This is a genomic window from Paenibacillus sp. MDMC362 (genome assembly GCF_003269305.1).
GTDB lineage: Bacteria > Bacillota > Bacilli > Paenibacillales > Paenibacillaceae > Paenibacillus_AQ.
On record NZ_QLYT01000003.1, the window covers coordinates 1 to 25,120 of the forward strand.

The following is a 25,120-nucleotide window of genomic DNA, read 5'->3' on the forward strand; positions in this document are numbered from 1 at the left end:
AGTCGCCGCTTAATAAAATCTCTTTTTTTAATGTCTACTTGACGGGGCTATGACCACCGGCGGCTTTTTCGTATGCTCTTTTTTGGGCCCACAACCAGATATCCTGCCTGTCTATAGATCATGCTTTATTAGAGCCTTTCTCCAGGCTGTATTTATACTCGCTTGGGGTCATGCCTGTCCATTTGCGAAACTGCTTGGAGAAATAGAGTGCGTCATTGAAACCGACAGAGGAAGCAATCTCATGAATGGAGAAAGACGATTTCATGAGCGACTTGGCTTTCTCAATACGTACCTTCATGAGATATTGCATGGGGGACATGCCTGTATGCTGTTTGAACATTTTGGACAGATGTGCCCGGTGATAGCCAAGCGTTTTGGCCATTTGATCAATGGAGAGCTGTTGATGATACTGGGTCGAGATCCATCTCTCGGTCTGCCTTACGCCTCGCTCGATATCCGGCACGTCATTGGAATTTGACGGAAGATGCTCACGGTTTAACATCGCCAGCTTATGGAGCAGCAAACGGAGCCACCCGGAAGCCTGAAGATCCTCAAGCCAGGGATGATCCGATTGGTTAAAGCCCAGACGGAGATGACGGTACATATCGATCAGCGACCTTAGCTCAGCTTCATCCTTGCAGTGGATAATCGGCTTAGTCGGCGTAACACCCATGTCGGCCAGCAGCATCTTGGTGCCCTTTTCTTGTAATGCAACCCAGTTATAGTGCCAGGGGTTCCGATCATCGGCTTCATAACTGAACAGAACGCCGGGAAGGATCACGAAGGTGTCGCCTGCCTGGCAATGATGTACGATGCCGGCACACTCGAAGATGCCTTGGCCTGTCAAAACGGTGTGAATGAGGCAGTAATCATGAATGATCGGACCAATTTTGTGGCGTGGAATGGGAGTTCCCTCACCGCTGAACAGGATGTTCAGGTCGTGACCGCCCGGTGAAGGATTCATACCAATCGCGTAGAGCGTATGGTCTGGCAAAATGGACATGCGCTATCCCCCTTAAACGTGTGTGAGATCAATCGATATTGCGGATGTTGAGTTAGGGTTAGCTTACCTAATGAAACAACAAATGTCCATATCGCACTTGTTTTGCTCCATATTCAAAAAAGACCGATTATCATATAGTTAGTCTTGTGAAAACGTATTAATTCATGGAGTTTAGGGAGGGAATTAATTGATGTCTAAGATTACATTTATCGGAGCAGGAAGTACCGTATTTGCCAAGAATGTCCTGGGGGATTGCATGCAGACCCCGGCCTTGCAGGGATTTGAACTTGCTTTGTATGATATTGACCCGATCCGTTTGAAAGATTCGGAGAACATGCTGAATAACATAAAGAAAACCAGCGGCAGCACCTGTGTCGTCAAATCATACAGTGACCGCAAGGAAGCCCTTCGCGGAGCAAAATATGTCATCAATGCCATCCAGGTCGGAGGATACGATCCGTGTACGATCACGGATTTTGAAATTCCGAAGAAGTATGGACTCAGACAGACGATTGCGGATACTGTGGGAATCGGCGGGATTTTCCGTAATCTCCGCACCATTCCGGTCATGCTGGATTTTGCGGCCGATATGCGGGAAGTTTGTCCACAGGCGCTGTTCTTGAACTATACGAACCCGATGGCGGTGCTGACCAATGCCATGAACACGCTGGGCGGCGTGCAAACGGTAGGTCTGTGCCACAGCGTACAGGCCTGCATTCCGCATCTGTTCGATAATCTGGGGATGGACAAGGAAGGCGTGCAGGCCAAAATCGCCGGCATTAACCATATGGCATGGCTTCTTGAGGTAACGAAGGATGGCGTGGACCTGTATCCGGAAATTAAGAAGCGCGCGGCCGAGAAGCAGAAGGAGAAGCATCATGATATGGTTCGTCTCGAGATGATGCTGAACTTCGGTTACTACATTACGGAGTCGTCCGAGCATAACGCCGAGTACCATCCATATTTCATCAAGCGCAACTATCCGGAGCTTATTGAGCGCTTTAATATCCCGCTGGATGAATATCCACGTCGCTGTGTGAACCAAATCGAGGGATGGAAGGCGATGCGCGAGGATCTGGTCAACAACCAGGATCTGAAGCACAACCGCTCCCATGAATATGCTTCCTACATTTTGGAAGCGATCGAGACCAATGTTCCGTTCAAAATCGGCGGCAATGTGATGAATACAGGGCTGATCACGAACCTTCCGAAGGAAGCTTGCGTTGAGGTTCCGTGTCTGGTCGATGCCAGCGGCGTAACCCCGACCTATGTCGGCGATCTGCCTCCGCAATGTGCCGCGCTGAACCGCACCAATATCAATACCCAGCTGCTGACGCTGGAAGCGGCGGCAACCGGCAAGAAGGAGCATATCTATCATGCGGCGATGCTCGACCCGCATACGGCTGCCGAGCTGTCCATCGATGACATCAAGAGCCTATGCGACGACCTGATTGAGGCGCATGGAGACTGGCTCCCTAAATACCAATAAGGCTGATACAACTTAAGCAAAAACTCAGAGGTTTTGCAGCAAAAGAAATACTATTACTGGATTCATAAAAGAGAGACGCTCTGGTCACTACAGGGGCGTCTCTCTTTATCGTTAACGGATTGCGTGCGGAATTCACTTATCTATGGATTTATATTGGCGTGCGGGAGCGTGATGAGAAACACCGTTCCTGATCGTGGCGAGCTCCGAACCGAGACACTTCCATTCATGGCGCGAATGGCTTGATAGGAGAAGGTGAGCCCAAGTCCGGTGCCGCTCATTTTAGTGGAATAGTAGATTGAACCGAGACGGCTCAATTGCTCGGGCGTCATGCCGATCCCGTTGTCCTTGATTTCGATGGACACCTGTTCTGCTTCTTCATAGATGGTGATGTGGACCGTGCCTCTGTCGACGTCTTTGCTGGCCTCAATCGCATTCTTAATAAAGTTGACCAACAACTGCTTGAGCTCCGCCGGACTGCCTAAAATGTAAATGGGGAGCTGAGGGTAATCAGCGCTGAGGGTCACGTTGCTCATATTAGCATATGAAAGCATGAGCTCGACGACAGATTTGATCTGGGCCGACAGCTCGATTCTTTGCTGAAACGGCAAGTACGGTTTGCTGATCGAGAGATATTCGGACAAGATTTGCTCGGTCCGGCGAATTTCCTCCATGCTGATTTCCAGAAAACGTTCGGTTTTTTCCTGAGGGAACGTACCGCTCTTAATCAATTGCAGAAACCCAAGCACGGTGGTCAGCGGATTGCGGACCTCATGGGCAAGGGAAGCGGCGACATGATTGACGGCTTCGGCTTTCTCATTCTGGATATACCGCAGATAAAGCTCTTTGTCGGATACGGATTTGTTAAACAGGGTCACGAGAAGCCATATTCCGAGCGAGTTATGAACCGGCATAGCTAGTATATTGAATGCGAAGTTATTCATGATGTAGTCAGGTTTGGTTATGTAGAGTAGCAGGAGCGGGAGAATAGAGAAGCTGATGCCGGCTATAAAAACGATCCAAAATTTGTGTTTGGTTCGATGGTACAGGAATGACAGCAGAACGGACAGCGGGAACGTAAAGATCAAGATAATAATTGCGTCGGTCATGCCGGATCCGCCAATGTACAACCTGTAAATTAGAAATTCCACGAGCAGGATTGCCCCAGTTAGGAACCCTCCGAACAGCATGCCGAAGAACATAATGACATACCGCACGTCAAAGATCAGCCCGCTTTGAACGGACGAAGCAAAGGTCATGGACAGCAGCATGCACAGCGAACAAATGACAATGATGAAATTACGGGAATAGTTGACTGTCAGTTTTCTGTAATAGATGTTGTATGCGACAAAAGGCATCAATGCAAACAACAACTGCAGCAAAACATCTTTAATCACAGGCAGTAGGCCCACCCCTTTGAAGAGTATCGAATCGTCCGCTAGATTACCTTGTCCATTCAAGTTCGACGTCAAATGGAAAAATCCTTGAGGCTTGAATAAAAATAACAAAATTTATTCGTACTCAGATGGAGTGAAGGAGCATATAAATCCATCGAGAAAGCGCTTGCATATAACATATGTTTGTCCCGGAAACTCAGCACTTAAGTGAGAACACATTTCCATGAATGGAGGGTTCACAAGTGAAGCTGAAGACCGTTCTGAGACCCATGTTCATTCTTTTGTTGGCCGCGTCTTTTTTTGCTGCCGGATGCCAGAGTGTAACGCCGCCGACCGCATCAGATCCGCCGCCGCCCAAGGAAGAGGTAAACACACCCGGAGGCAATGATGAGCCGGCACCGCAGGGCGATGCGAAAGCGACGCCGAGAAACGAAACGCTATACGTGAATGGTTTGCAATGGGGGGCGCCTACGAATTTTAACCTGCTCAGCGGAAACCCGGCGTTTCCGATTAACTACGGAAACTCCAGGGAACTCGTCTATGAAACCTTGTTCATGGTCAATCAGCTGACAGGCGAGCTGGAGCCGCTGCTGGGTACCAAATATGAATGGACCGACGATCTGACCCTGAAGATCGAATTGAACAAGGATGCCAAATGGAGCGACGGCAAGCCGTTCACCTCCGATGATGTCGTCTATACTTACCAGCTCGGCAAAAAATATGACATAAACTGGAGCAGCTTCTGGACCTACATCGAGGACGTAACGGCAGACGGGCCGCATACGGTGAACATCAAGCTGAATAAAGACAACCCGAACAAATTGACGGTGCTCGACAGCATCGAGATCATGCCGATGCTGCCTAAACATGTATGGGAAGAGGTTGAGAAGAAAGCCAATAACGACCTTGCCACCATTCGTAAAGAAGTCAACGAGGACCCGATCGGAACGGGACCTTACAAAATGTATTTTTATAATGATCAGAAGATCACGATCGTACGGGACGATAACTACTGGGGGCAGGCACTCTTTGGCAAGCTGCCAGCTCCCAAATATATCACCCATGTCATCTATAAAGACAATGCAGCGGGCGACCTGGCATTCAAGAGCGGTCAGGTAGACGTATCGCAGCAGTTTATTCCACAGGTATGGAAAATGTGGGAGGGCGGGGCTCCGGTTAAAACCTATATCAAAGACGCTCCCTATTATGTGCCTGGCTCCATGCCATCGATCTTCTTCAACATGACGAAGGAAGGACTCAACAATGCGGATGTCAGAAAAGCGATCGCTATGGCGATTGATTACGGCAAAATTTCGGAGCTGGCCATCAGCGGCTACTCGGCACCAATGGAGCCGTCGTTGACCCTGAATACGGAGGCCGAAGCGAAATATGTGGATCAGGCGGCTATCAAACCGCTCCAATGGACGACAGATGTGGATGCTGCCAATGCGCTGCTCGATTCCATCGGTGCCGCCAAGGGGAAAGACGGCATCCGCGTCTTGAACGGAACCCGCCTCGGCCCGTTTGAAATCGAATGTCCATACGGCTGGTCGGATTGGAATGCGGCGCTTGAGATTGTTGCCCAGAATGCGAAGGCAATCGGTATCGAGATTCGAACCAAATTCCCGGAAGCGCCGGTATGGACCAATGATCTACAGACGGGCAAGTTCGATATTATCATGAATACGCCTGCTGGCGGGGTCAGCCCAAGCCAGCCGTGGAACCGCGCTATGACCATCATGTACTCCAAGGGCGTTGCGCCAATGGGCGAGATGGCATTCTACAACTGGGGCCGGTATAAGAACGATCAAGCCGATGCCATCATCGAGAAGATTCCAACCATTACGGACGAAGCAGAATTGAAAGCGCTCTACACTGAATTGACCCAAATCTGGTTAAAGGATATCCCATCGATTCCGCTCATGTATCGTCCTTGGGTATTCGATACGGTCAATGAATCCGTATGGAAGGGGTTCCCGACCGAAGGGGACGGCAGCAACATACCGCCTCAAATTTCGATGGATGGAGCCGGTATCAAGTCGCTGTATCAAATTCATAACTGATGGATATAACTCAATGAACTAAGACCTATATTGGCGGATTTGCACCCCTGATATAGGTCTCTTTTCCACCAATTTCAGGGTGTGATCCATGGGGGTGAGCTGATTGAGCGTTTACGGAAAATATATCGTCAAGAAGTTCTTCTGGTACTTTCTGACGCTGGTGATTGCAGTCACGCTGAATTTCCTTCTGCCCCGGATGATTGAAGGGAATCCGGTGAGCATGATTGTGTCTGAGATGACGCAGGGGATGACCGACAGCGATACGATCAAACGGGTCTATGAGACGTTTCTCGTCGAGTTTGGAATCGACAAGCCTTTATGGGAGCAGTTCTTCATCTATCTGAAAAATTTGGCGACAGGCAACCTGGGCACTTCATTCGGCCTTTATCCGAAACCGGTAACGGAGATTCTGGCCTCGGCGGTTCCTTGGACGATCGGGCTTCAGCTTCCGGCCATTCTGGTTGGCTGGCTGATCGGGAACGTGCTGGGCGCCGTTGCGGCTTACCGCAAAGGCGTATTCGATAAAGTGATATTCCCTGTGGCCTTGTTTGTGAATTCCATTCCTTTCTTTACCCTAGCCATTATTATGCTGTATGTATTCGCCCTGTCCCTAAACTGGTTTCCGCTGCACGGGGGCTACGATTACCAGATGGTGCCGTCACTTAGCTTTGAATTCTTCGCTTCCGTACTACGGCATCACACGCTTCCATTTCTATCGATCGTGCTGGTTACGATTGGCGGCCAAGCCATTGGCATGCGGGAGATGTCCATTTATGAGCTGAATTCGGATTATGTACTGTACAGCAAACTTCTCGGGATACGGGACTCGAAGATCGCCAGGTATGTATTCCGAAATGCGATGCTGCCCCAGATCACGGGATTGGCGTTATCCATCGGCACGATGGTGGGCGGTTCGCTGATCTGTGAAATCGTATTCAGTTATCCGGGAATCGGAACCTGGATGTTCACGGCGATCCGTCAGCTGGATTATCCGTTAATTTCGGGCTGCACCCTCTTGATCGCCCTGGCTGTGCTGCTGGCTAACTTTACGATTGACCTAATCTACGGCTGGATCGATCCACGAATCAAGGCTGCTCAGATGGAGGATCAATAATATGAACAGTTCCTTTCGCATATTGATCAAATCGCCGAAGTTTATGTTCGGAGCCTGCATGCTGCTGGCTATGATCGGGATGGTGCTGATCTACCCGTTCTTTAACCGCAACGATCCGCTGGAGATGATCGCCCTGGCGTACCAGCCGCCGGATTCGAAGCTGCTGCTGGGGTCGGATAACTTCGGCAGGGATTTATTCCTTGAATTGATCTATGGCATTCGGACCTCCTTGCAGGTTGGGCTGATTGCCGGCGTATTTGCTACTGTGATTGGCCTTGTGATCGGTCTAACCTCAGGTTATATCGGAGGCATGATTGATAATCTGCTGACCGCCATCACCAACATTTTCATCGTGATACCTTCCTTTGTCATCCTCATTCTGATCTCGGTCAGCATCGATTCGCGCAGCTCGTTTGTTACGGCGGTTATCATTGGCATTACCAGCTGGCCCTGGACGGCCAGGGCCGTACGTGCTCAGACATCCTCGCTGCGAAACCGGGATCACGTAAATATCGCGAAAATATCCGGGTACAGCACGCCGCGCATCATTATCTCGGAGATATTGCCGTATATCGCTTCCTATGTTGTCATGGCGTTTGTGCTGCAGACGGCATCAGGTATTCTGTCCGAGGCTTCCATCTCGATGCTGGGGCTCGGACCGTACAACACGATTTCCCTTGGCATCATCATGAACTGGGCGCTCGTATTTGAAGCACCGGTTGCCGGCGCGTGGTGGGCCTTTATCCCGGCGGCGATCTCCATTGCCATCATCACCTTCTCCTTGTACATGATGAACACCGGCATGGATGAGATATTCAATCCGAAGATTAGGAGCTGATGGATGTTGTGAGTACAAATATACTGGAAGTGAACGAATTGAAGACCTATTACCGTACCCGGTTGAAGGAGCATGTCTATGCCGTTGACGGCGTGAGCTTCTCGCTCGAAAAGGGGAAGACGCTTGGCATTGCCGGTGAATCCGGCTGCGGCAAATCGACCCTTGCGCTTAGCCTGATGGGTTTCTATTTTCTGCCGCTGCATTATGGCAGCGGCTCCATTGTCGTAAGCGGCACGGATATTATGAAGCTTGGCAAGGAGCAGCTCCGTTCCCAGGTGTCGGGAAGAGAGATATCGTATATCCCGCAAGCAGCTATGAATGCCTTGAATCCTACGCTCAAAATCATTCATTTCGTCGAGGACATTATGAAGGAGCATCGCCCTGAGCTGAACAAGAAGCAGGTGTGGGATATGGCGGCGGAACGGTTCGAAACCTTGAATTTGTCAACCAAGGTGCTGAACTCCTATCCGAACGAGCTGTCAGGCGGCATGAAGCAGCGGACGGTGATCGCAATCTCCACCATTCTGAATCCCAAAGTGCTGATTGCGGACGAACCGACCTCCGCGCTGGACGTAACCTCGCAGAAAGCGGTGATCAAGCTGCTGAAAAGTCTGCTGGATCGGGGTTATATTCAGTCCCTGGTATTCATCACGCACGAACTGCCGCTGCTTTATCACGTAACGGATGACATCATCGTCATGTATGCAGGGGAGATCGTGGAGCGCGGAACCGCAGAGCAAATGATTTTTGACCCGATCCATCCTTATACGAAAAAGCTGATGGGATCCATCATTGTGCCGGAGGAAGGCATGAAAGGCCACAAGCTGGCCGCTATCCCGGGGACACCGCCTAATCTGAAGAACGTGCCGGAGGGCTGCCGGTTTGCAGATCGTTGTTCCTACGTGCAAGACGCCTGCCGGAAGGGAAAGATAACGAGCCGGACCGTGGAAGATCGAATGTATCGCTGCATCGTGGAACCGGGTGTGCTTAAGGAGTGGTATGCAAATGAAGAGGAATGATGTCCTGATTCGGGGAGAGCATCTCACCAAGGTATTCGGTTACGGGAAGCAGAAGACAACCGCCGTGGAGGATGTCAGTTTTACCTTTCATGAAGGCGAGATTATATCGATTGTCGGTGAGAGCGGAAGCGGCAAAACGACACTGGCGAAAATGATCATGGGCCTGCTGAAGGAGAGCAGCGGTAAGATAGAGTATATGGGCAAGCCAAGGCAGCTGAAGCGGCATAGAGACCGCAAGCGCTATTGGAAAAACATTCAAGCGATCTTCCAGGACCCGTTCTCTTCGTTCAATCTCTTCTACAAAGTCGAGAAGCTGCTGCTCGATTGCATCAAGCTGCAGGGGGATAAACTGACGAAGCAGGAGCAATTCCGCAAAATGAAGGAAGCGTGCTCCTTCGTCAATCTGAAATTCGAGGAGCTGCACAATAAATACCCGTTCGAACTGTCCGGCGGACAAATGCAGCGCCTGATGATCGCCCGGATTTTCATGCTTCATCCGAAGCTGCTGATTGCGGATGAACCGACCTCCATGGTCGACGCATGCTCAAGGTCTACGATACTGGATATGCTCTTAAAGCTGCGCGACGAGAACAACATGACGATTATTTTCATTACCCATGACGTAGGGCTTGCCTACTATGTAAGCGATACGCTGTATATTATGGAACAAGGGAAAGTCGTGGAGCGTGGACCGGCGGAAGAAGTTATCTTGAATCCGCAGCATCCTTATACCCAGCAGTTGATTTCCGATGTGCCCAAGATCCATGCCGAGTGGGATTTGGCATGAGCGGTGTGAACGATGAAAATCTCAAGAGAAAAGCTCGAAGCGTAACCGCTTCGGGCTTTATTTTGTTTCCGATTATTTTCGCGGGATATGACACTTCGAATCGCTGCATAAAATTTCTCTATTCTTGATCTTCGCATTTGTGAAGGATATGCCGATAAATGATATGGCTGCCATTTGATTCATCCGCAGCTCGCATTCGGTATACCGCAAGGCATCTGACATGACTGCGTGTATGCTTCATAAGGAGACCATCAAACATCATGTGTAACTACTTCTTGGGGGAAACCATCTTGGTATTAGTCGCCCTCACCATGACATTCTGGATTTTTTTGTTCAAAGTCGCATATCAGCGGAAGTTAAGCCACCAGGCCTTGGACATGGCCGAAGGCAGATTCCGCTTGCTTGATGATATGCTGCTTACGCTTGATGTTGGCATTTGGTCATACGATTTCGCCACAAGGAGTATCCAAAATACTTCTTTGGCTTTTCATAAAATCACAGGTTATTCACATCGTGATTTCGCAGTCGGCCTTTCCTGGGAAACGCTGATCCATCCGGAGGATATGACGCTGTTCCGATCCTTGGTTGACAAACTTCGACAAGGCGACACCGTTCATACCGAATACCGCATCATCCACCCGGAGGGCGATGTACGCTGGGTTCAGGTGAAAATGATTCCGACGATGAATGAAACCGGTCAAATCGTCCGGACCGATGGCATTGTCATTGACATTACCACTCGCTTCCGCATGGAAGAGGCGCTGTATGATATTACGGAATGCAAGAAGATGGAACAGGCGCTCAAAGAAAGCATGAATCGGTATCGCAGGCTGGTGGAGTTATCTCCAATTGCCATTGCGGTCTGCAAGGACCGCAAGCTCATGTATGTGAATCCCGCCGGACTTCGGATCCTTGGGGCGGCGGGTCCTGAGAACATCCTGGGTACCGATCCTTGGGACTGGGCGCTTGATCCCTATGAGGAGTGGGCCCGCAAACGGTTCACGCAGCTGATTCGGACTGGGGAAGTTGTTGCCGAAGAGCTATCCATAAGGCGGGTTGACGGAGAACGGGTCGATGTCGTGGCGACGGCTCTTTATGATCCGGAGTCGGACACGATTGAAGTGTTTTTCGAGGACATAACCGCCCGTAAATCAGCGGAACGGGCCCTTATGGAGAGTGACCGGATCAACCGCCATATCCTGGATATCGCTCCGGTTGCGATGTTCCTTCATTCCGATTTTTCTTATATTTATGCGAATCCTGCGGGCTTATCCTTATTGGGAATTACGGACATCGCGCAATTGGACGGCACCTCCTTCCAGGACGTGATTCCTTCCGACCAGCTCGAGTTCGTGACGTCTGAGGTTGAACATGTGTACGCAAACGGAAATACCTCGGAGCTCGCCGGCAACAAACTAATCCGGCTGGATGGGACGATTATTGATATTGAGGCCATAACAACACCTATCCCATATATAGGACATCATACGGCGCTTACCATTATTCGGGATGTTACGCAGCAGAAGCAGGCCGAACGGGAGCGGATTGCGGCAGAACGGCTTGTCCGGGAGAGCGAGGACCGGTATTTCAGGCTGCAGATGAGCCTAGATCAATTCTCCTCCGATCTTTTCGGGATGGTGAAGATCAGTGAATTGAATGCCCGGATCGTACAGGAAATCAAGAAGGTGCTGGGGACGGATCGGGTGAGTCTCATCCAGATAAACCACCACAGTCTGCAGATCAAAATCCAAGGGGGCCATAAAGAACCGCCACAAGGAGTGATTCGTGCGATCCATACATGCGGTCCTGGGCATATTCCGTTCTGTAAACTGTTTGAGATGTGTGACGGATATTTTGTCAAGATTGGAGAAATGAACGGGGATAGCAGCATTGTCTGTATTGGCGGCGAGGTTCCCTTGCTCCTGATTCAGGCCCAAAAAATATGGCTGGAGACCATTACGCGTTATGCAAGTGTTCTGTACGATAACTTCCGCGTCATTGAGGATTTGACGAGGGAACTGGAGAAGCTGGGTTCATCCCAGCAGATCATGCCCCTATGGCTGCTGCGACTCATGCTTCATTTATCCGAAAATGAGCGGAAGCGATTGTCCCAGGACCTTCACGATGCCGCGCTTCAGGAACAGATTATATGGTACAGGAAATTGAATCAGATTACTTCGGATCATGATCTGCCGGAGGATCTGCGTCCGCAGCTGGAGGAGATTGAGCAGGGGCTTCTGGATGTCATTTATCAGATTCGAATTACGTGCAACGAGCTTCGTCCCCCGCTCCTGAAGGAGGAGGGGCTGGAACGTTCTCTTGAGGCATTGTTTGAATTTACCCAGCTCCGCACCAATTATTCCATACAATTCGACTGCTCAAACTTCGATGATGATATCAGTGACGACCATTTGATCGGATTGTACAGGATTGTCCAGGAGCTGCTGGCCAATGCAACGAAGCATTCCAACGCGACGGAGGTAAGGCTCCGTTTGTCTACCCAGTCGAACGAAGTCAACCTGAGTTATGAAGACAACGGGATTGGGATGGACCCCAGCCAGCAATCGGACCAATTCAACAGCATGGGGATCGGCGGCATGAAAGAGCGAGTCAGAAGCATGAACGGCAAAATCCAGTTCGACTCGTCGGATAGCGGCGGGTTGGCTGTCTATATATCCATTACGGCGAGGTAAATTCGCCGTCAGTGAAGCAAGCAAGATACCAGACTGAAGGAGTCATGAGTGACGATGATCGAAATTTTATTGGTGGATGACCATCCCTCGGTGATGGAGGGAACCAAAGTGCTGCTTGAGCAGGAAAAGGATATGTTCGTGAAGATTGCCAATACGCCGGAGCGGGCACTGGAGCTGGTGAGAACGCTGCATTTTGACGTGATGCTGATTGATATGCATATGCCGGGCATGAACGGAATTGATTTGGCCAAGCAGATTCTCCGGATCGCTCCGGGCGCGGTAATGCTGATTTATACGGGCTTTGAAGTCAGCAATCATTTTAATTTGATTATGGAGGCCGGACTGGCAGGTTTTGTCTCGAAAACGTCGGGCAAAGAGCAGTTGGTAACGGCGGTTCGATGTGCGCTTCGAGGAGAGGTCGTTCTGCCGTTGACACTCGTGAAGCAGCTCCGCCGCGTTACCGCAAATGGTCCGGAACGGACAGCAGGCGCGCCGGCAGCCCAGTCTATAACCGATAAAGAATATAGTATTCTCAAGGAAATCGCTCGCGGAAAGAGCAACAAAGAGATTGCGGGGACGGTGATCATGAGCCAGCGTTCACTCGAGTACTGCTTAACGAATCTCTTTCAAAAGTTGAATGTGAAGTCGCGTATAGAAGCTGCACTGAAGGCAAAGCAAATGGGAATCCTCTCGGATTCGGATTTTGTCCAGATAAGCTGATAGGCTTACTCTTTTTTTCGATTCAGATCATGAAGCAATACATCCCTCGATATGATTTCAGGTGAATTCGCTGATATTCGACAACAATTGCAGTGAAGCCCGCAAAATTCTTGCGTGCTCACGCAAGAGAATTTCGGTTACGAAAGTTATGTAAGTGTATATGCTTATGTTACTGGATGGATATAGTCTTTTAGTAGGAAGGGTGGTTACTTTTGGCATGACAAAGGACCTATTTGAATATGGTGTCGATGACCTCTTGTCACCGGAAGAGCTTGAGGAAGTTTTGGCGCAGCTTGAAGAAGAATGGAATGAATTTAACAGCCGGAAGAAGCGAGGGTGACACATAATGAAACGATTGAAGTCTTTGAAATCTCTGTTTGCAATGAAACTCCAGAGTCGTATGCTGCTTATCATTTTGGGGTCGATCACGATTTTTCTAGCTGTCATGATGACTTATATCAGCATGACCACAACGGAGGAGGCTCTGGATTCGGCCAAGACGCTCGCGGTGACAACAAGTGAGAAGATTGGTGCGCTGGTACAAGCAGAGCTTGACGATGTCATGAACTCCGCACGTACATTGGCTGTGAGCTTTGTTGGAATGAAGGAGAGCGATACCACGAATCGCGCAGCCGTAAATGAAATATTAAGAAGAAATCTGGAAGACAATCCCTCCTGGAAAGGGATCTGGACCTTATGGGAGCCGGATGCCTTTGATGGTCAGGATAACGAATACAGAAACAAACAGGGCAGTGACCATACGGGGCGAATGATGTCTTACTGGGCAAGAACGGAATCCGGCCTGGAACGCTCCGTCATCGAGGATTACGAGCACGAAGGGGAAGGTGACTTCTATCTCCTGGCGATGAACAGCGGCAAGGAAATCATTATGGATCCGTACGTCTTCAAAGTAGGCAACGAAGATGTCATGATGACATCGCTCGTTGTTCCGATTATCGATAACGGAAAGACCGTCGGCGTGGTTGGCGTCGATATTTCCCTGGCACATTTGCAAAGCATAATGGAGCAATTCCGATTGTTCGATACAGGTTATGCTCATATTTATTCGAATACGGGCGTGATCGTAACGTCCCCGGAGGACGGATTGATGGGGCAGACGCTTAAGAAGGCATATCCTGGAAAGACGGTTCCTCTTATACTGGATGCGATTCGGGAAGGGGATGTTTATACCGAGGAAGATGCCGAGCTGTACAAGCTGTATACGCCCATTAAGACCGGATTGACCGAAACGCCATGGTCTGCCGCTATCATTATTCCGATGGATGAGATTACGGCGAAGTCGGATGCCCTGATCATCTCCATTATCGTTGCTGGTGCAGCCACCTTGGTAGCTATGGCAGCTGTCGTTGTCCTGTTAACGAGGTCCATCGTGAAGCCACTGGGCGTTTCCGTTTCCATCGGCGAATTCATGTCGAAGGGAGACTTCACGCAGGAGGTTCCTGCGGCTTATCTTCGCAGAGCCGACGAAATCGGCACATTGTCCCGAGTATTCGCGCAGCTGCTGGAGAGCATGCGGGAGATGATCGGCAGAGTGAACATGAACGCATCATCGGTAGCCGCTGCTTCACAGCAGCTGTCAGCTGGTGCCGAGGAACTGGCCGTTGGGAGCAGCAGTCAGGCTGAATCCGTGCAGACCGTCAGTGAATTGTTCCATGAATGGTCGAATGCCATCAATTCGGTTGCAAGCGACGCCTCGGCAGCATCCGAGCTTGTAAATCAGACCTCCGGCATTGCAACGGAAGGAAGCGGCATCGTCCAGCAGTCGGTGGAAGGCATGAACCGGGTACGGGAGCAGGTTGCCAAACTCGAAGCGGACTCCCAGCGGATTGGTGAGATCATCGAGGTCATCGACGATATCGCCAAGCAGACCAACCTGCTGGCCCTCAATGCCACGATCGAGGCTGCTCGTGCCGGCGATCAAGGAAGAGGCTTCGCCGTGGTGGCGGATGAAGTGCGTAAGCTAGCCGAACGCAGTGGAGGGGCCACGAAGCAGATCGCCGATATCATCAAGGGCATGCAGAAGAATACGGCCGATAGCGTGGAAGCGGTGAATCAAGGCGTCATCCACACGGAAAAAGCCGGGGAAGCCTTTGCCTATATTACAAGCATGGTGAATGAATCGGCGGGCAAAGTGATGGATATTGCAGCTGCCAGCGAGGAGCAGGCAGCCCAGGCTGCCGAGGTGGCAACCGCCATTGAAACGATATCTTCGTCGACGGAGGAAACGGCGGCTACAAGCGAGGAATCGGCTGCAACGGCGCAATCACTTGCCGAGCTTGCCGAAGAGCTGAACCATACCGTATCGGCCTTCAAAATCTCGTAGCACCACTGGCATATTGATGATAAGCTTGGCCTAAGGGCCAGGCTTTTTTTCATGCAAGGAATCGACGGTCTGCTATCGCAAGAAAAACGACTTCCTAATCGCGGTCTGTTTTTTGTAAGGACGTTGACGTTTTTGTTATAAATGGAATGCTGTACTGCTCGGACGAAGGGAGGAATACGTGTCGTGAATGGCAGCTTGTTTCAGCAGACGCTAGAAGAGGGGGATTACGTCCCGCGCTTTTACGCCTATTACTATAAGCAGTGGATAAATTATGAAATGCCTTACCATCAGCATGATTCAACCGAAATCATGTATATGATCTCTGGGGTATGCCGGATTGACGTGAAGGTAGGCGATATGGAAAAGAGCCTCACGCTGAAAAAAGGGGAGTTTATGGTACTGGATGCCGATGTCCCGCATCGGTTAATCGTTGAGCAGACGGCCTCCTGCCGAATGCTGAATGTGGAATTCGGGTTTATGGAAAAAACTGAAGGAAGGGCACTTTCTCTTAGGCAGATTGCCCGGGAGGAGCAAGAGGTGTCTTTTCTGCTGAATCGGCCGTTTCCCTACTTGGTGTTAGTGGATCAAGAGGAGGTATATCCGGTGTTAAGGAGCCTCGTCCTTGAACTTGATCAAAGAGGGACTGAGGGCAGAATGATGACGCATATGCTGTTTATTCAGCTGCTTGTATGCATCGCCCGGCTGTATGATGAAAGGGAACGCAGTGAAGTGCAGCAGAGCGAGTTCTACATTAAACGAAGCGTCGATTTCTTGCATCAGAACTATGACCGTAATATTCAGGTGAAAGACGTTGCCGCTGAGGTGAATCTGCATCCCGGCTACTTGCATCGAGTATTCCGCAGAGGGACGGGCAGAACAATAACCGAGTATCTGACCATGATTCGAATGGAAAAGGCCAAAATGCTGCTGGAGCAGACGGATATCCCCATCCATGAAATATCGGATTATGTGGGTGTTGGCAGCAGACAGTATTTTCATATGTTGTTCAAGAAGTATACGGAAACCACGCCGGTGGAATATCGGCTGCGGAAGGACCGCAATGCCTGGAAATACGGTGAACAGGATGCCGGAGCAGATAGAAGTGAGGATTTTTGACTCGGAAGAGTTCAAGAGGTCATAATTTTGATAACGCTTTCCACCACTTGATTGCTACAATAACTACAATCTAATTTGCAGCTAGGGAGTGGATAGAATGTCGTTTAAGGTTGCTTTTATCGGAGCGGGAAGCATCGGCTTTACCCGCGGAATTTTGCGTGACTTGTTGACTGTACCGGAGTTTAGGGATATCGAGGTCGCTTTCACCGACATCAGCCAGCATAACCTGGATATGGTCACGGAATTGTGTCAGCGGGACATTATCGAGAACGGGCTGACGATTGCGATTCAGTCCACCACGGATCGACGACAAGCCCTGCAGGATGCCAAATATGTCATCTGCACCATTCGTGTGGGCGGATTGGAGGCGTTTCGCACGGACGTGGACATTCCGCTGAAATACGGCATCGATCAGTGCGTAGGCGACACGCTCTGTGCAGGCGGGATTATGTACGGCCAGCGGGGAATCCCCGAGATGCTGAACATTTGCCGGGATATTCGCGAGGTGAGCGCGCCTGATGCACTGCTGTTGAACTATTCGAACCCGATGGGTATGCTGACATGGGCATGCAATCAGTATGGCGGCGTGCGGACGATCGGTTTATGTCATGGCGTGCAGCATGGGCATCACCAAATCGCCGAGGTGTACGGTTTAAAGAAACAGGAGGTCGATATTGTCTGTGCCGGAATCAACCATCAGACTTGGTATATTCAAGCCTCGCATCAAGGCAAGGATTTGACGGCTGGATTGCTGGAAGCGTTCGAACGGCATCCGGAGTACAGCAGGACTGAGAAGGTTCGCATCGATATGCTGCGACGTTTTGGGTATTACAGCACCGAGTCCAACGGCCATCTAAGCGAATATGTTCCTTGGTACCGTAAACGTCCGGAGGAAATTACGGAGTGGATTGACCTCAGCAGCTGGATTAACGGAGAGACGGGCGGATATTTGCGAGTCTGTACCGAGGGGCGCAACTGGTTCGAGACCGATTTCCCGAACTGGATGAAAGATCCGGCTATGGAGTATACACTGGAGCAACGGGGAGAGGAGCATGGCTCCTACATTATTGAAGGCTTGGAAACCGGCCGGGTATACCGGGGACATTTTAATGTGGTGAATGAGGGCATTATCTCCAATTTGCCGGATGATGCAATCATTGAGGCGCCGGGCTACGTGGACCGCAACGGCATTTCCATGCCGCATGTAGGGAATTTACCGTTAGGGCCGGCTGCGGTGTGCAACGCAAGCATATCCGTGCAACGGCTAGCGGTTGAAGCGGCGGTTCACGGAGATGATAAGCTGCTGCGTCAGGCATTTATGATGGATCCGCTGGTCGGTGCGGTATGTAATCCGAAGGAAATTTGGCAGCTGGTCGATGAAATGCTGGTAGCCGGTGAAGCATGGCTTCCTCAGTACGCGGCTTCGATCGCCGAAGCGAAGGCACGGCTAACATCTGACAATCTGATACCCACCAGTCCGTATGAAGGAGCAGCGAGACTCAAGGTGAAGACGGTGGAGGAGATGCAGCTCGACCGGGAGAAGGCGAACAAAAACGCAGGTGAATCCGACAAAGGGAAGGATCGCGAAAAAACGTTAAGCTGATTGCGCATTAACGAAGGTTTCAAACATCAGAAATACTTATGGTTTCATGAATGCGTATTATACAAACACTTGGGCGAGGATGATATAACGGACAAAAATCCGTTATAATCCCTCTGCCAGAAGTGTTTTTTTTGCATGCAGTTCATCTTTCACCTGCATATACTACGAATACATAGATATAAATTCGGATGGACAATCCCATACCTTAGACAGGTACACAGTTTGGGTGAAAATGGTTACAATTCAATTAGATAGGCAAAGCTCACCATTAAGGAGGCATGGGGATGATCATTGGGGTTCCCAAAGAAATCAAAAATAACGAAAGCCGTGTAGGCATGACGCCGGGTACGGTCGTCAGTTTCAAGAATGCCGGGCACGAAGTGCTTGTTCAATCCGGGGCGGGCCTTGGGATCGGTTTTACGGATGAAGCATACAGAGCGGCTGGAGCCAAGGTGGTTGCTTCGGCAGCCGAAGCGTGGAAAGCCGAGATGGTTGTGAAGGTGAAGGAACCCCTGCAAGAGGAGTATGAATACTTTCAAGAGGATATGATCCTATACACGTATCTGCACTTGGCCCCCGAGCCGGAGCTAACCAAAGCACTAGTCGACCGTAAGGTGAGTGCCGTTGCTTATGAAACGATACAATTAACGGATGGCAGCTTGCCGCTTCTGACACCGATGAGTGAAGTGGCAGGAAGAATGTCCATCCAAATCGGGGCGCACTTCCTGGAAAAAGCACATGGCGGCAAGGGTGTCCTTCTAAGCGGCGTACCTGGGGTCGCACCGGGTAAGGTTGCCGTTATCGGCGGCGGCATCGTTGGCACTAATGCGGCAAGAATCGCGCTGGGTCTCGGTGCGGACGTCAGCATCCTCGATATTAATCCCGGCCGACTTCGTCAACTGGATGATCTTTTTCAAGGGCGGGTCAAAACGATTATGTCTGATCCGTATCATATTGCGGAAACGGTGAAGGCCGCCGACCTTGTCGTGGGTGCGGTATTGATTCCCGGTGCAAGGGCTCCTCGCCTCGTAACGGAAGAGATGGTAAAAGAGATGAGCCCAGGATCGGTCATCGTGGATGTGGCAATTGACCAAGGAGGCTCGATCGAGACGATCGACCGGATCACCACGCATGATAACCCGACCTACGAAAAGCATGGTGTTATTCATTATGCCGTAGCCAACATGCCGGGCGCCGTAGCCAGAACCTCCACCATGGCACTGACCAATGTAACGGCACCTTATGGGTTGAAAATAGCAAGTAAAGGGCTCCGCCCTGCCGCTCGTCATGATAAAGCGCTTGCCAAGGGCATTAATGTCATCGACGGCAAGGTAACCTATGAAGCGGTTGCGGCGGCTCATGGTTATGCGTATACCAGCATTGACGATTATTTGCTGGCATAGCGATAACAAGTTTTAGAGCATGCAGAGCCATTTTTCATAAATTTGACACGATACCAAGGTTTGACGTAAACCTTAGCGGTGCTTTCGCTTGGCCGCCGTGAGCAAAGCTGAAAAATGGCTTTTTATGTTGGTTAGACGCCTTCGCCTAGTTCAACATGAACAGGAGCTGATGCAGTTCCGTTTCCTTCAAATGCCTCCACTCCCCCCGTTCCAGCTGACCCAGTGTAATATTCATAATCCGAACACGCTCCAGCTTCAGGACTCTGTACCCCAAGGCTTTACACATTCTGCGGATTTGCAGATTAAGGCCCTGTGTCAAAATAATACGAAATACATCTTCGCTTTGCCTGTAAACCTTGCATGGTTGGGTTATGACGTCCAGGATTTCAACGCCTTGGGACATCGCTTGCATAAATTCGTCCGTAACGGGTTTGTCCACGGTCACTACATATTCTTTCTCATGGTTATGCTCCGAACGCATCATTTTGTTCACAATATCTCCGTCGTTCGTGAGTAAAATCAAACCCTCAGAGGCTTTGTCCAACCTCCCGATGGCAAAAATGCGCGATGGATAGTCAATAAACTGGATAATGTTTCCTGCCACATGTTCTGCTGCCGTACAGACAATACCGATGGGTTTATTGAGAGCCAGGTAAACCGCTTCGCTATCGTTATAAGGAATTTCCTTTCCGTCTATCAACACGATATCGTGCGGCTCAACGTCCGCTCCTTTTTCACACACCTTGCCATTGATTGTAATGCGTCCGGCTGCAATCAATCGGTTGGTTTCTCTGCGCGAGCAATATCCCGTTTCGCTTATGAATTTGTTTATTCGCATGCTCCACCGCTTCTCAAGTGTCATATTGCCACAGGTTCATTTTAGTTAGCCTTGATCTAGCTGGGGGGATCGCCAGCCGGAATTCCTCGAGCGATCCAGTTGGGAACATAACAGCTCCTCTGGCGGATCGAAGTGGTAACCGGGGAACATCGAGCCTAGTAAAAATCCTGCGACATGTTCTCTTCGTCTGCAACAGCCTGTATCTCCTCCGATCCGATGCAGATAAAGCGGTAGCCGTCGGCTGCCTGCTTCTTCAGGGCACGCTCTTTGATGAACTTGGGGCTGGCTTCGCCGTTATCTTCGTCATACACGAGCAGAATACCATCGGTTTTGCGGAGAAGCAGATCATCCCGGGCCGTAAACTGCCATGGCCCCTGATAAGGGCCCTTGCTGACGGGTGCATAGAAGTCTACTCCCTTCATCACTTCCTGAAAATAAGCTTTTTTATCGTCGTTCCATTGCTCCTCGGGATTCTGGTAGGCCGTCAGAATGGAGCATTTCAGATTGGGGTATTGGGACTTTAGTTCGATAGCCGCTTCGATGGCCCATAGGTCCACGCCATATTGTCCTGGCGTGATGACCCACTGGAGGCCTTCCTCAAGCAGTGGAACCAGGCGGTTGGCAATCGCTTTACGTATATAAGGTATGCCTTGGTGTTTGTTGTTGTAAATACCGAGCTCGTGGGCTCGATATCCGGTAATCAGAATGTTTTCCAATCGAGCACGCTCCCTGACAAAGAATAGGTCTAGTGTACCTTTTTCGGAAATTTTGATCAATCGATGTTACAAATCGTATAGAATGGGGAAGGAACTCGGAATACATATTTTAGGAGGACATTCGATTGAAGAAGTGGACAGCAGCATTACTAGGGGCAATTTTGGTTATGAGCATGACGGCATGCGGCAAGGACAACAAAGCAGCAGACGACGCCGCAACGCCGCCAGCAACAGAACAAGGGACGACTCCTTCGACAGAGACGCCAGCTAAAGAAGAACCGAAGGAGGATGCTCTTCCGACTGCCGACGAGCTTCTCCAGAAATCGGCTGAAGCTTCCCAGAATTTGAAGAGCTTTGCGATGAAAGCCGATGTTAAACAGCATATCGTGGTTGAAGGCGAAGAGAAGCAGGAACAGGATGTTAATATGTCGCTTGATTCAGAACTTACGCTCGAGCCGGTGGAGATGATGCAGAACGTCGTGATGGATTCTCCGGAGGGCAAGGTCGAGATGAAGCAGTATATAACGGAAGACGGTATTTACATGCTCATGGATGGTCAATGGATGCAGGTTCCGAAGGAATCGGAGCAGGAGATCCGCGACGGCCTGGATATGAGCAGTGCGAGTCCGGAGCAGCAGGTAGAGCAGTTCAAGACCCTCTCTAAGGACTTCAAAGTTACGGAGGACGGAGACACATACGTCCTGACGGCGGATGTCTCCGGCGACAATCTGAAGGAGCTTGCCAAGTCCATGATGAGCCAAGCGGGCAACGATCCGCAGATGGAAGCCATGATGGATCAAATGGATATCAAGAGCATCCATATCATTTATGGCGTACAGAAGGAATCTTACCTGCCTGCAACAACCGATTTGGACATGGTGATGGCAATGGAAGCCGAAGGTCAGAAGGTATCCTTGGATATGAAAATGAAGAGCACCTACTCGAAGCATAACGAAATCAGCAAGATCGAAGTGCCGAAGGAAGCATTGAACGCGAAATAATGCTGTTTGGCAGATGATACAAGGATGATATAAGAGGAATAGGAAACGGCGATATTCCTCATGAAAGAGGCTGCCCCGGTCTGTAGATGCCTACAGACCGGGGCAGCCTGGACTTTAGGCTCGGAATAGAAGTTCTGATAGGTTAAAGTGGTTAAAACTTAGTCCTGAGGCTTATCGACTTCCACAATGACGCTGTCGAACAGCTGACCGTTAATGGAGACCATAATACGCCATAGTCCTGGCGAAGGGAGCGACATGGAGGTTGGTATCGCTGCATCGGCACCGTTATGAGGATAAGGACTGATACGAGCTTTAAATACATCGATGACCTCGGACGTGTTTCTTTTTACCGCCGTAATGTGCAAGTCACCCGTTAATTCCTCGTCCCGCCCCCAGAAGTGCCACATGTATTTGTTGGGTTGGCCAGCGATAAAGCCCGGATCAATAAAGCCGAGACGCCCTTCGATGCCCGTCATTTCAGTGGGAGGATCCACCGGGTCTTCAGAAGCAGCCGAAACGAAACTCGGGCTCGGCTCCCAGCTGCTGTCCGGCACATCGACTACGATATCGCCGTACTTCTCCTGATCCACCATCACGTCGAAACGCCATAAACCGGAGAGCGGGAGGGCAAAGCGGGAAGATACTTGCGTAAAGTCATTGTATGCCATATCGGAGGTAATCTTCGTCTCAGCGAGCTCTTCAAGGGTATTTCCCGTATCCCGGTGTACGGCGGATATGCGGATGCTTTTTCCTTCAAGGTCTTGAATGGGGGTTAGAAGATTCCACCAGACACCGGCTGGAGAGCCCGCGGCATAATCCCCGCCCGGAAATGCCTGAAGTTTATCTACGCCATCCTCCGTGTATACGCTGCGGGGAGCCCAATCGGCAGTATTTCCCCAACCCTTGATCGGGATCAGCTGTTGAATCACGGGTGATTCACGCCATCCCCATGCCGCCACGATTAGAAGAAGCATGAACACACTTGCGGCCATAATACGCAGACGTGTTGGAGACCTCCGTTTTTTTCTGCCCGTCCTTAAAGAGCCGTTAGCAGCGTTGTTTAATACACTGGATTTCATTTCTTCGGTGAACATCGGCTCGTTAAATGGAGAAGAAGCCAGTTCTTGAATCCAGACGGGCTGAAGTTCTTGTTCGGTCTTCACTGGACATCCTCTCCTTTCAACATCATTTCCATTCGGGCTCGAGCCCGGTGCAGTCTGGATTTGATTGTTCCTTCGGATATGCCGAGCAGTTCCGCTATTTCTTTTCGCGGCAGCTGGTAATGGGATTCAAGGATCAACACTTCCCGGTATTTGGGCGGCAGCTCCAACACGTACTTCCATATCTGCGAGACGGCAGCAGCGTCCATAAACTCTTTTTCAGCGGAGGGTTCCGTCTGTTTGGAAGTGATCCAGCCGGTCAATGAAACCCTTGTCATATAGGAAGACTTGAGATAGTTCAGGGAAAGGTTGCGGGTGATGGTTAACAGCCAGGTTTTGACAGAGCTTCGGCCCTGAAACTCATTCCAGTGCTTAAATGCTCTCAAGAACACGTCCTGACTGATATCGTCGGCCGCATCTTTGCGTTTCGTTAGGAAGAATGCATAGTTCCATACGTCCTGGCCGAAGGACTCCATCCAATCACTCAGCACGGCGCTCGCATCATTCACGGCCACCATAGATTTAAGGTACTCCAATAACATCACCTCGAATATTAGACAATCGAATAACGGATCGGTTCCCGAATTTCCCGCAAAAAATTGAAACAATTTAATCTGCAAATCGTTGTATGAATAACAGGTATGCAGGAATCGAGGAAGGGGAGAAGTCCTATGCATTTATATTTTAAGGATAACTTTTTTAGCTCGGGTATAACAGATATTATGGATAGGGGAGGCAGTGTCATAGGAAGTCTGGATTTGAAGAGCGCTTTCGGCTCCTCGCTGGACGTATATAACGCTTCGGGAGATCCGGTATGCAGCGGATCGTTTCGATTCTTCTCGAACAAATGGAATATTACTGGCGGCAATGGGGAAGAACTGGGCCTGCTGCGCATGCGGATGAGCTTCTTTACGAAAAAATTCGAGTACGATGCGGGATCGCGTGGCGTATACGAGATCACTTCGCCTGCTTTTTCCAATGAGTATGAAATAACGGATGATACCGGGAGGATCATCGCCTCTTTTTCCCGCATTAGCGGCTGGCTTCAGGCCGGAGCCTATCAGCTGCAGAATGAGAGCGAGGTTCTTGGTGACTGGGAGCTCGTTGCCGTCGTGATGGGCATTCACCAGATACGCAAACGCAACAACAGCGCTGCCGCATCGAGCTCTCATTAAGCTCAAGGGAACCCAAGATTAGATGATGAGAGGAGGAAGCAGAATGCACGAAGTCAGCGATCATCTGGATTATGGATTGACTCTTGTTTTTATCGGTTTTAATCCGAGTTTGCGATCCGGGGAGGTTGGCCATCATTATGCGAACCCTCGCAACAATTTTTGGAGGATTCTGCATAAATCCGGGTTGACCCCGCGCTTATACGAAGCTGCTGAGGATGGGGAATTGCTTAAACTGGGGTACGGATTTACGAATATTGTAGCCAGGCCCACTAGGGGGGCCGAAGACATAACCCGCGAAGAGTACAGGCTCGGTAGAGAGACGCTGCGGGAGAAGCTGGCCGAGTACAGGCCGGAGGTTGCCTGCTTTGTCGGCAAGGGCGTGTATACCGAATTCAGCGGCAAAGCCAAGGCGGATTGGGGAATTCAGCCGGACTCCGTCATTGACGGCGTGCGTGAGTTTGTAGCTCCTTCTTCCAGCGGACTGGTGAGAATGCCCATGGATGAGATTATCGGAATTTATCGGCGATTGCATGATTTTATATCGAGGAATGAGTACTGAACAGGAGTGTGCGACAAGAACCATTCATGGGGATAATGAAAAAGAGGAACGTCCAGGAGACCCGGTTGCCGGGTTCTTGCTGCTC

General features: G+C 50.2%; 22 protein-coding genes. 16 read left to right on the forward strand and 6 right to left on the reverse strand.

The genetic code is table 11. The features are described from left to right. Window positions 1–118: 118 nt before the first annotated feature. Complete coding sequence (locus DP091_RS00060) at window positions 119–1,003, reverse strand: helix-turn-helix transcriptional regulator (protein ID WP_113056500.1); 885 nt, start codon at window positions 1,001–1,003, stop codon at window positions 119–121. 190 nt (window positions 1,004–1,193) lie between these two features. Between DP091_RS00060 and melA (DP091_RS00065) the strand changes: the two genes are divergently transcribed. After that, window positions 1,194–2,492, forward strand: coding sequence for an alpha-glucosidase/alpha-galactosidase (gene melA / locus DP091_RS00065; RefSeq protein WP_113056501.1), 1,299 nt, complete (start codon window positions 1,194–1,196; stop codon window positions 2,490–2,492). 140 nt (window positions 2,493–2,632) lie between these two features. Here the strand turns inward: melA (DP091_RS00065) and DP091_RS00070 are convergent, their stop codons facing one another. Continuing rightward, window positions 2,633–3,886, reverse strand: a complete 1,254-nt coding sequence (locus DP091_RS00070; protein WP_258394343.1) for a sensor histidine kinase — start codon at window positions 3,884–3,886, stop codon at window positions 2,633–2,635. A 242-nt stretch (window positions 3,887–4,128) separates the two neighbouring features. Here DP091_RS00070 and DP091_RS00075 point away from each other — a divergent pair, with 242 nt between their 5' ends. From DP091_RS00075 to ald, 12 genes are all read left to right on the forward strand, one after another. Further along, a complete protein-coding gene (locus tag DP091_RS00075) occupies window positions 4,129–5,949 on the forward strand; it encodes an ABC transporter substrate-binding protein (protein WP_113056502.1) in 1,821 nt (606 codons plus the stop codon). A 103-nt stretch (window positions 5,950–6,052) separates the two neighbouring features. Beyond that, on the forward strand, window positions 6,053–7,063 hold the full coding sequence (locus DP091_RS00080; protein ID WP_113056503.1) for an ABC transporter permease: 1,011 nt from the start codon (window positions 6,053–6,055) through the stop codon (window positions 7,061–7,063). A 1-nt stretch (window position 7,064) separates the two neighbouring features. After that, on the forward strand, window positions 7,065–7,901 hold the full coding sequence (locus tag DP091_RS00085) for an ABC transporter permease (RefSeq protein WP_113056504.1): 837 nt from the start codon (window positions 7,065–7,067) through the stop codon (window positions 7,899–7,901). Between the two features lie 8 nt (window positions 7,902–7,909). Beyond that, window positions 7,910–8,920 (forward strand): ABC transporter ATP-binding protein, encoded by a 1,011-nt coding sequence (locus DP091_RS00090; protein WP_113056598.1) that lies wholly within the window; start codon window positions 7,910–7,912, stop codon window positions 8,918–8,920. Beyond that, complete coding sequence (locus DP091_RS00095) at window positions 8,907–9,707, forward strand: ABC transporter ATP-binding protein (protein WP_113056505.1); 801 nt, start codon at window positions 8,907–8,909, stop codon at window positions 9,705–9,707. Before DP091_RS00090 ends, DP091_RS00095 begins: the two co-directional genes overlap by 14 nt. Before the next feature lie 260 nt (window positions 9,708–9,967). Then, complete coding sequence (locus DP091_RS00100; protein ID WP_113056506.1) at window positions 9,968–12,400, forward strand: sensor histidine kinase; 2,433 nt, start codon at window positions 9,968–9,970, stop codon at window positions 12,398–12,400. 54 nt (window positions 12,401–12,454) lie between these two features. Further along, window positions 12,455–13,120 carry a response regulator transcription factor gene (locus DP091_RS00105; protein WP_113056507.1) on the forward strand — a complete coding sequence of 222 codons (666 nt, stop codon included), beginning with the start codon at window positions 12,455–12,457 and terminating at the stop codon, window positions 13,118–13,120. Window positions 13,121–13,337: 217 nt separating this feature from the next. Then, the gene (locus tag DP091_RS31660; RefSeq protein WP_258394345.1) at window positions 13,338–13,460 is read left to right on the forward strand and encodes a hypothetical protein; all 123 of its coding nucleotides are present in this window, start codon (window positions 13,338–13,340) and stop codon (window positions 13,458–13,460) included. A 6-nt stretch (window positions 13,461–13,466) separates the two neighbouring features. Further along, window positions 13,467–15,464, forward strand: a complete 1,998-nt coding sequence (locus DP091_RS00110) for a methyl-accepting chemotaxis protein (RefSeq protein ID WP_258394346.1) — start codon at window positions 13,467–13,469, stop codon at window positions 15,462–15,464. A gap of 183 nt (window positions 15,465–15,647) precedes the next feature. Further along, window positions 15,648–16,580 (forward strand): AraC family transcriptional regulator, encoded by a 933-nt coding sequence (locus tag DP091_RS00115; RefSeq protein WP_113056508.1) that lies wholly within the window; start codon window positions 15,648–15,650, stop codon window positions 16,578–16,580. Between the two features lie 97 nt (window positions 16,581–16,677). Beyond that, on the forward strand, window positions 16,678–18,183 hold the full coding sequence (gene melA, locus DP091_RS00120; protein WP_113056509.1) for an alpha-glucosidase/alpha-galactosidase: 1,506 nt from the start codon (window positions 16,678–16,680) through the stop codon (window positions 18,181–18,183). Window positions 18,184–18,467: 284 nt separating this feature from the next. Beyond that, window positions 18,468–19,586, forward strand: coding sequence for an alanine dehydrogenase (gene ald, locus DP091_RS00125; protein ID WP_113056510.1), 1,119 nt, complete (start codon window positions 18,468–18,470; stop codon window positions 19,584–19,586). A gap of 145 nt (window positions 19,587–19,731) precedes the next feature. On the opposite strand, the gene DP091_RS00130 is transcribed toward ald, so the two are convergent. Continuing rightward, window positions 19,732–20,424, reverse strand: a complete 693-nt coding sequence (locus DP091_RS00130) for a pseudouridine synthase (protein ID WP_113056511.1) — start codon at window positions 20,422–20,424, stop codon at window positions 19,732–19,734. Window positions 20,425–20,579: 155 nt separating this feature from the next. Continuing rightward, entirely contained in the window at window positions 20,580–21,140 is a 561-nt protein-coding gene (locus DP091_RS00135; protein ID WP_113056512.1) for an SLOG family protein, read from the reverse strand. Between the two features lie 125 nt (window positions 21,141–21,265). Here DP091_RS00135 and DP091_RS00140 point away from each other — a divergent pair, with 125 nt between their 5' ends. Further along, the gene (locus DP091_RS00140; RefSeq protein WP_113056513.1) at window positions 21,266–22,141 is read left to right on the forward strand and encodes a DUF6612 family protein; all 876 of its coding nucleotides are present in this window, start codon (window positions 21,266–21,268) and stop codon (window positions 22,139–22,141) included. Window positions 22,142–22,299: 158 nt separating this feature from the next. Here the strand turns inward: DP091_RS00140 and DP091_RS00145 are convergent, their stop codons facing one another. Then, window positions 22,300–23,304 (reverse strand): DUF4871 domain-containing protein, encoded by a 1,005-nt coding sequence (locus DP091_RS00145; RefSeq protein ID WP_113056514.1) that lies wholly within the window; start codon window positions 23,302–23,304, stop codon window positions 22,300–22,302. After that, complete coding sequence (locus DP091_RS00150) at window positions 23,301–23,819, reverse strand: RNA polymerase sigma factor (RefSeq protein WP_113056515.1); 519 nt, start codon at window positions 23,817–23,819, stop codon at window positions 23,301–23,303. Before DP091_RS00150 ends, DP091_RS00145 begins: the two co-directional genes overlap by 4 nt. A gap of 153 nt (window positions 23,820–23,972) precedes the next feature. On the opposite strand from DP091_RS00150, the gene DP091_RS00155 reads away from it, so the two are divergent. After that, window positions 23,973–24,476, forward strand: coding sequence for an LURP-one-related family protein (locus DP091_RS00155; RefSeq protein ID WP_113056516.1), 504 nt, complete (start codon window positions 23,973–23,975; stop codon window positions 24,474–24,476). 43 nt (window positions 24,477–24,519) lie between these two features. Next, window positions 24,520–25,035 carry a mismatch-specific DNA-glycosylase gene (locus DP091_RS00160; protein WP_113056517.1) on the forward strand — a complete coding sequence of 172 codons (516 nt, stop codon included), beginning with the start codon at window positions 24,520–24,522 and terminating at the stop codon, window positions 25,033–25,035. Window positions 25,036–25,120 lie beyond the last annotated feature (85 nt).

What these genes read in the sequence shown, in the direction of transcription:
- DP091_RS00060 (WP_113056500.1), bottom strand. Translation starts at nt 1,003, where the DNA reads ATGTCCATTTTGCCAGACCATACGCTCTACGCGATTGGTATGAATCCT.
- melA (WP_113056501.1), top strand. Translation starts at nt 1,194, where the DNA reads ATGTCTAAGATTACATTTATCGGAGCAGGAAGTACCGTATTTGCCAAG.
- DP091_RS00085 (WP_113056504.1), top strand. Translation starts at nt 7,065, where the DNA reads ATGAACAGTTCCTTTCGCATATTGATCAAATCGCCGAAGTTTATGTTC.
- DP091_RS00095 (WP_113056505.1), top strand. Translation starts at nt 8,907, where the DNA reads ATGAAGAGGAATGATGTCCTGATTCGGGGAGAGCATCTCACCAAGGTA.
- DP091_RS00100 (WP_113056506.1), top strand. Translation starts at nt 9,968, where the DNA reads ATGTGTAACTACTTCTTGGGGGAAACCATCTTGGTATTAGTCGCCCTC.
- DP091_RS00105 (WP_113056507.1), top strand. Translation starts at nt 12,455, where the DNA reads ATGATCGAAATTTTATTGGTGGATGACCATCCCTCGGTGATGGAGGGA.
- DP091_RS31660 (WP_258394345.1), top strand. Translation starts at nt 13,338, where the DNA reads ATGACAAAGGACCTATTTGAATATGGTGTCGATGACCTCTTGTCACCG.
- DP091_RS00110 (WP_258394346.1), top strand. Translation starts at nt 13,467, where the DNA reads ATGAAACGATTGAAGTCTTTGAAATCTCTGTTTGCAATGAAACTCCAG.
- melA (WP_113056509.1), top strand. Translation starts at nt 16,678, where the DNA reads ATGTCGTTTAAGGTTGCTTTTATCGGAGCGGGAAGCATCGGCTTTACC.
- ald (WP_113056510.1), top strand. Translation starts at nt 18,468, where the DNA reads ATGATCATTGGGGTTCCCAAAGAAATCAAAAATAACGAAAGCCGTGTA.
- DP091_RS00130 (WP_113056511.1), bottom strand. Translation starts at nt 20,424, where the DNA reads ATGCGAATAAACAAATTCATAAGCGAAACGGGATATTGCTCGCGCAGA.
- DP091_RS00150 (WP_113056515.1), bottom strand. Translation starts at nt 23,819, where the DNA reads ATGGTGGCCGTGAATGATGCGAGCGCCGTGCTGAGTGATTGGATGGAG.
- DP091_RS00155 (WP_113056516.1), top strand. Translation starts at nt 23,973, where the DNA reads ATGCATTTATATTTTAAGGATAACTTTTTTAGCTCGGGTATAACAGAT.
- DP091_RS00160 (WP_113056517.1), top strand. Translation starts at nt 24,520, where the DNA reads ATGCACGAAGTCAGCGATCATCTGGATTATGGATTGACTCTTGTTTTT.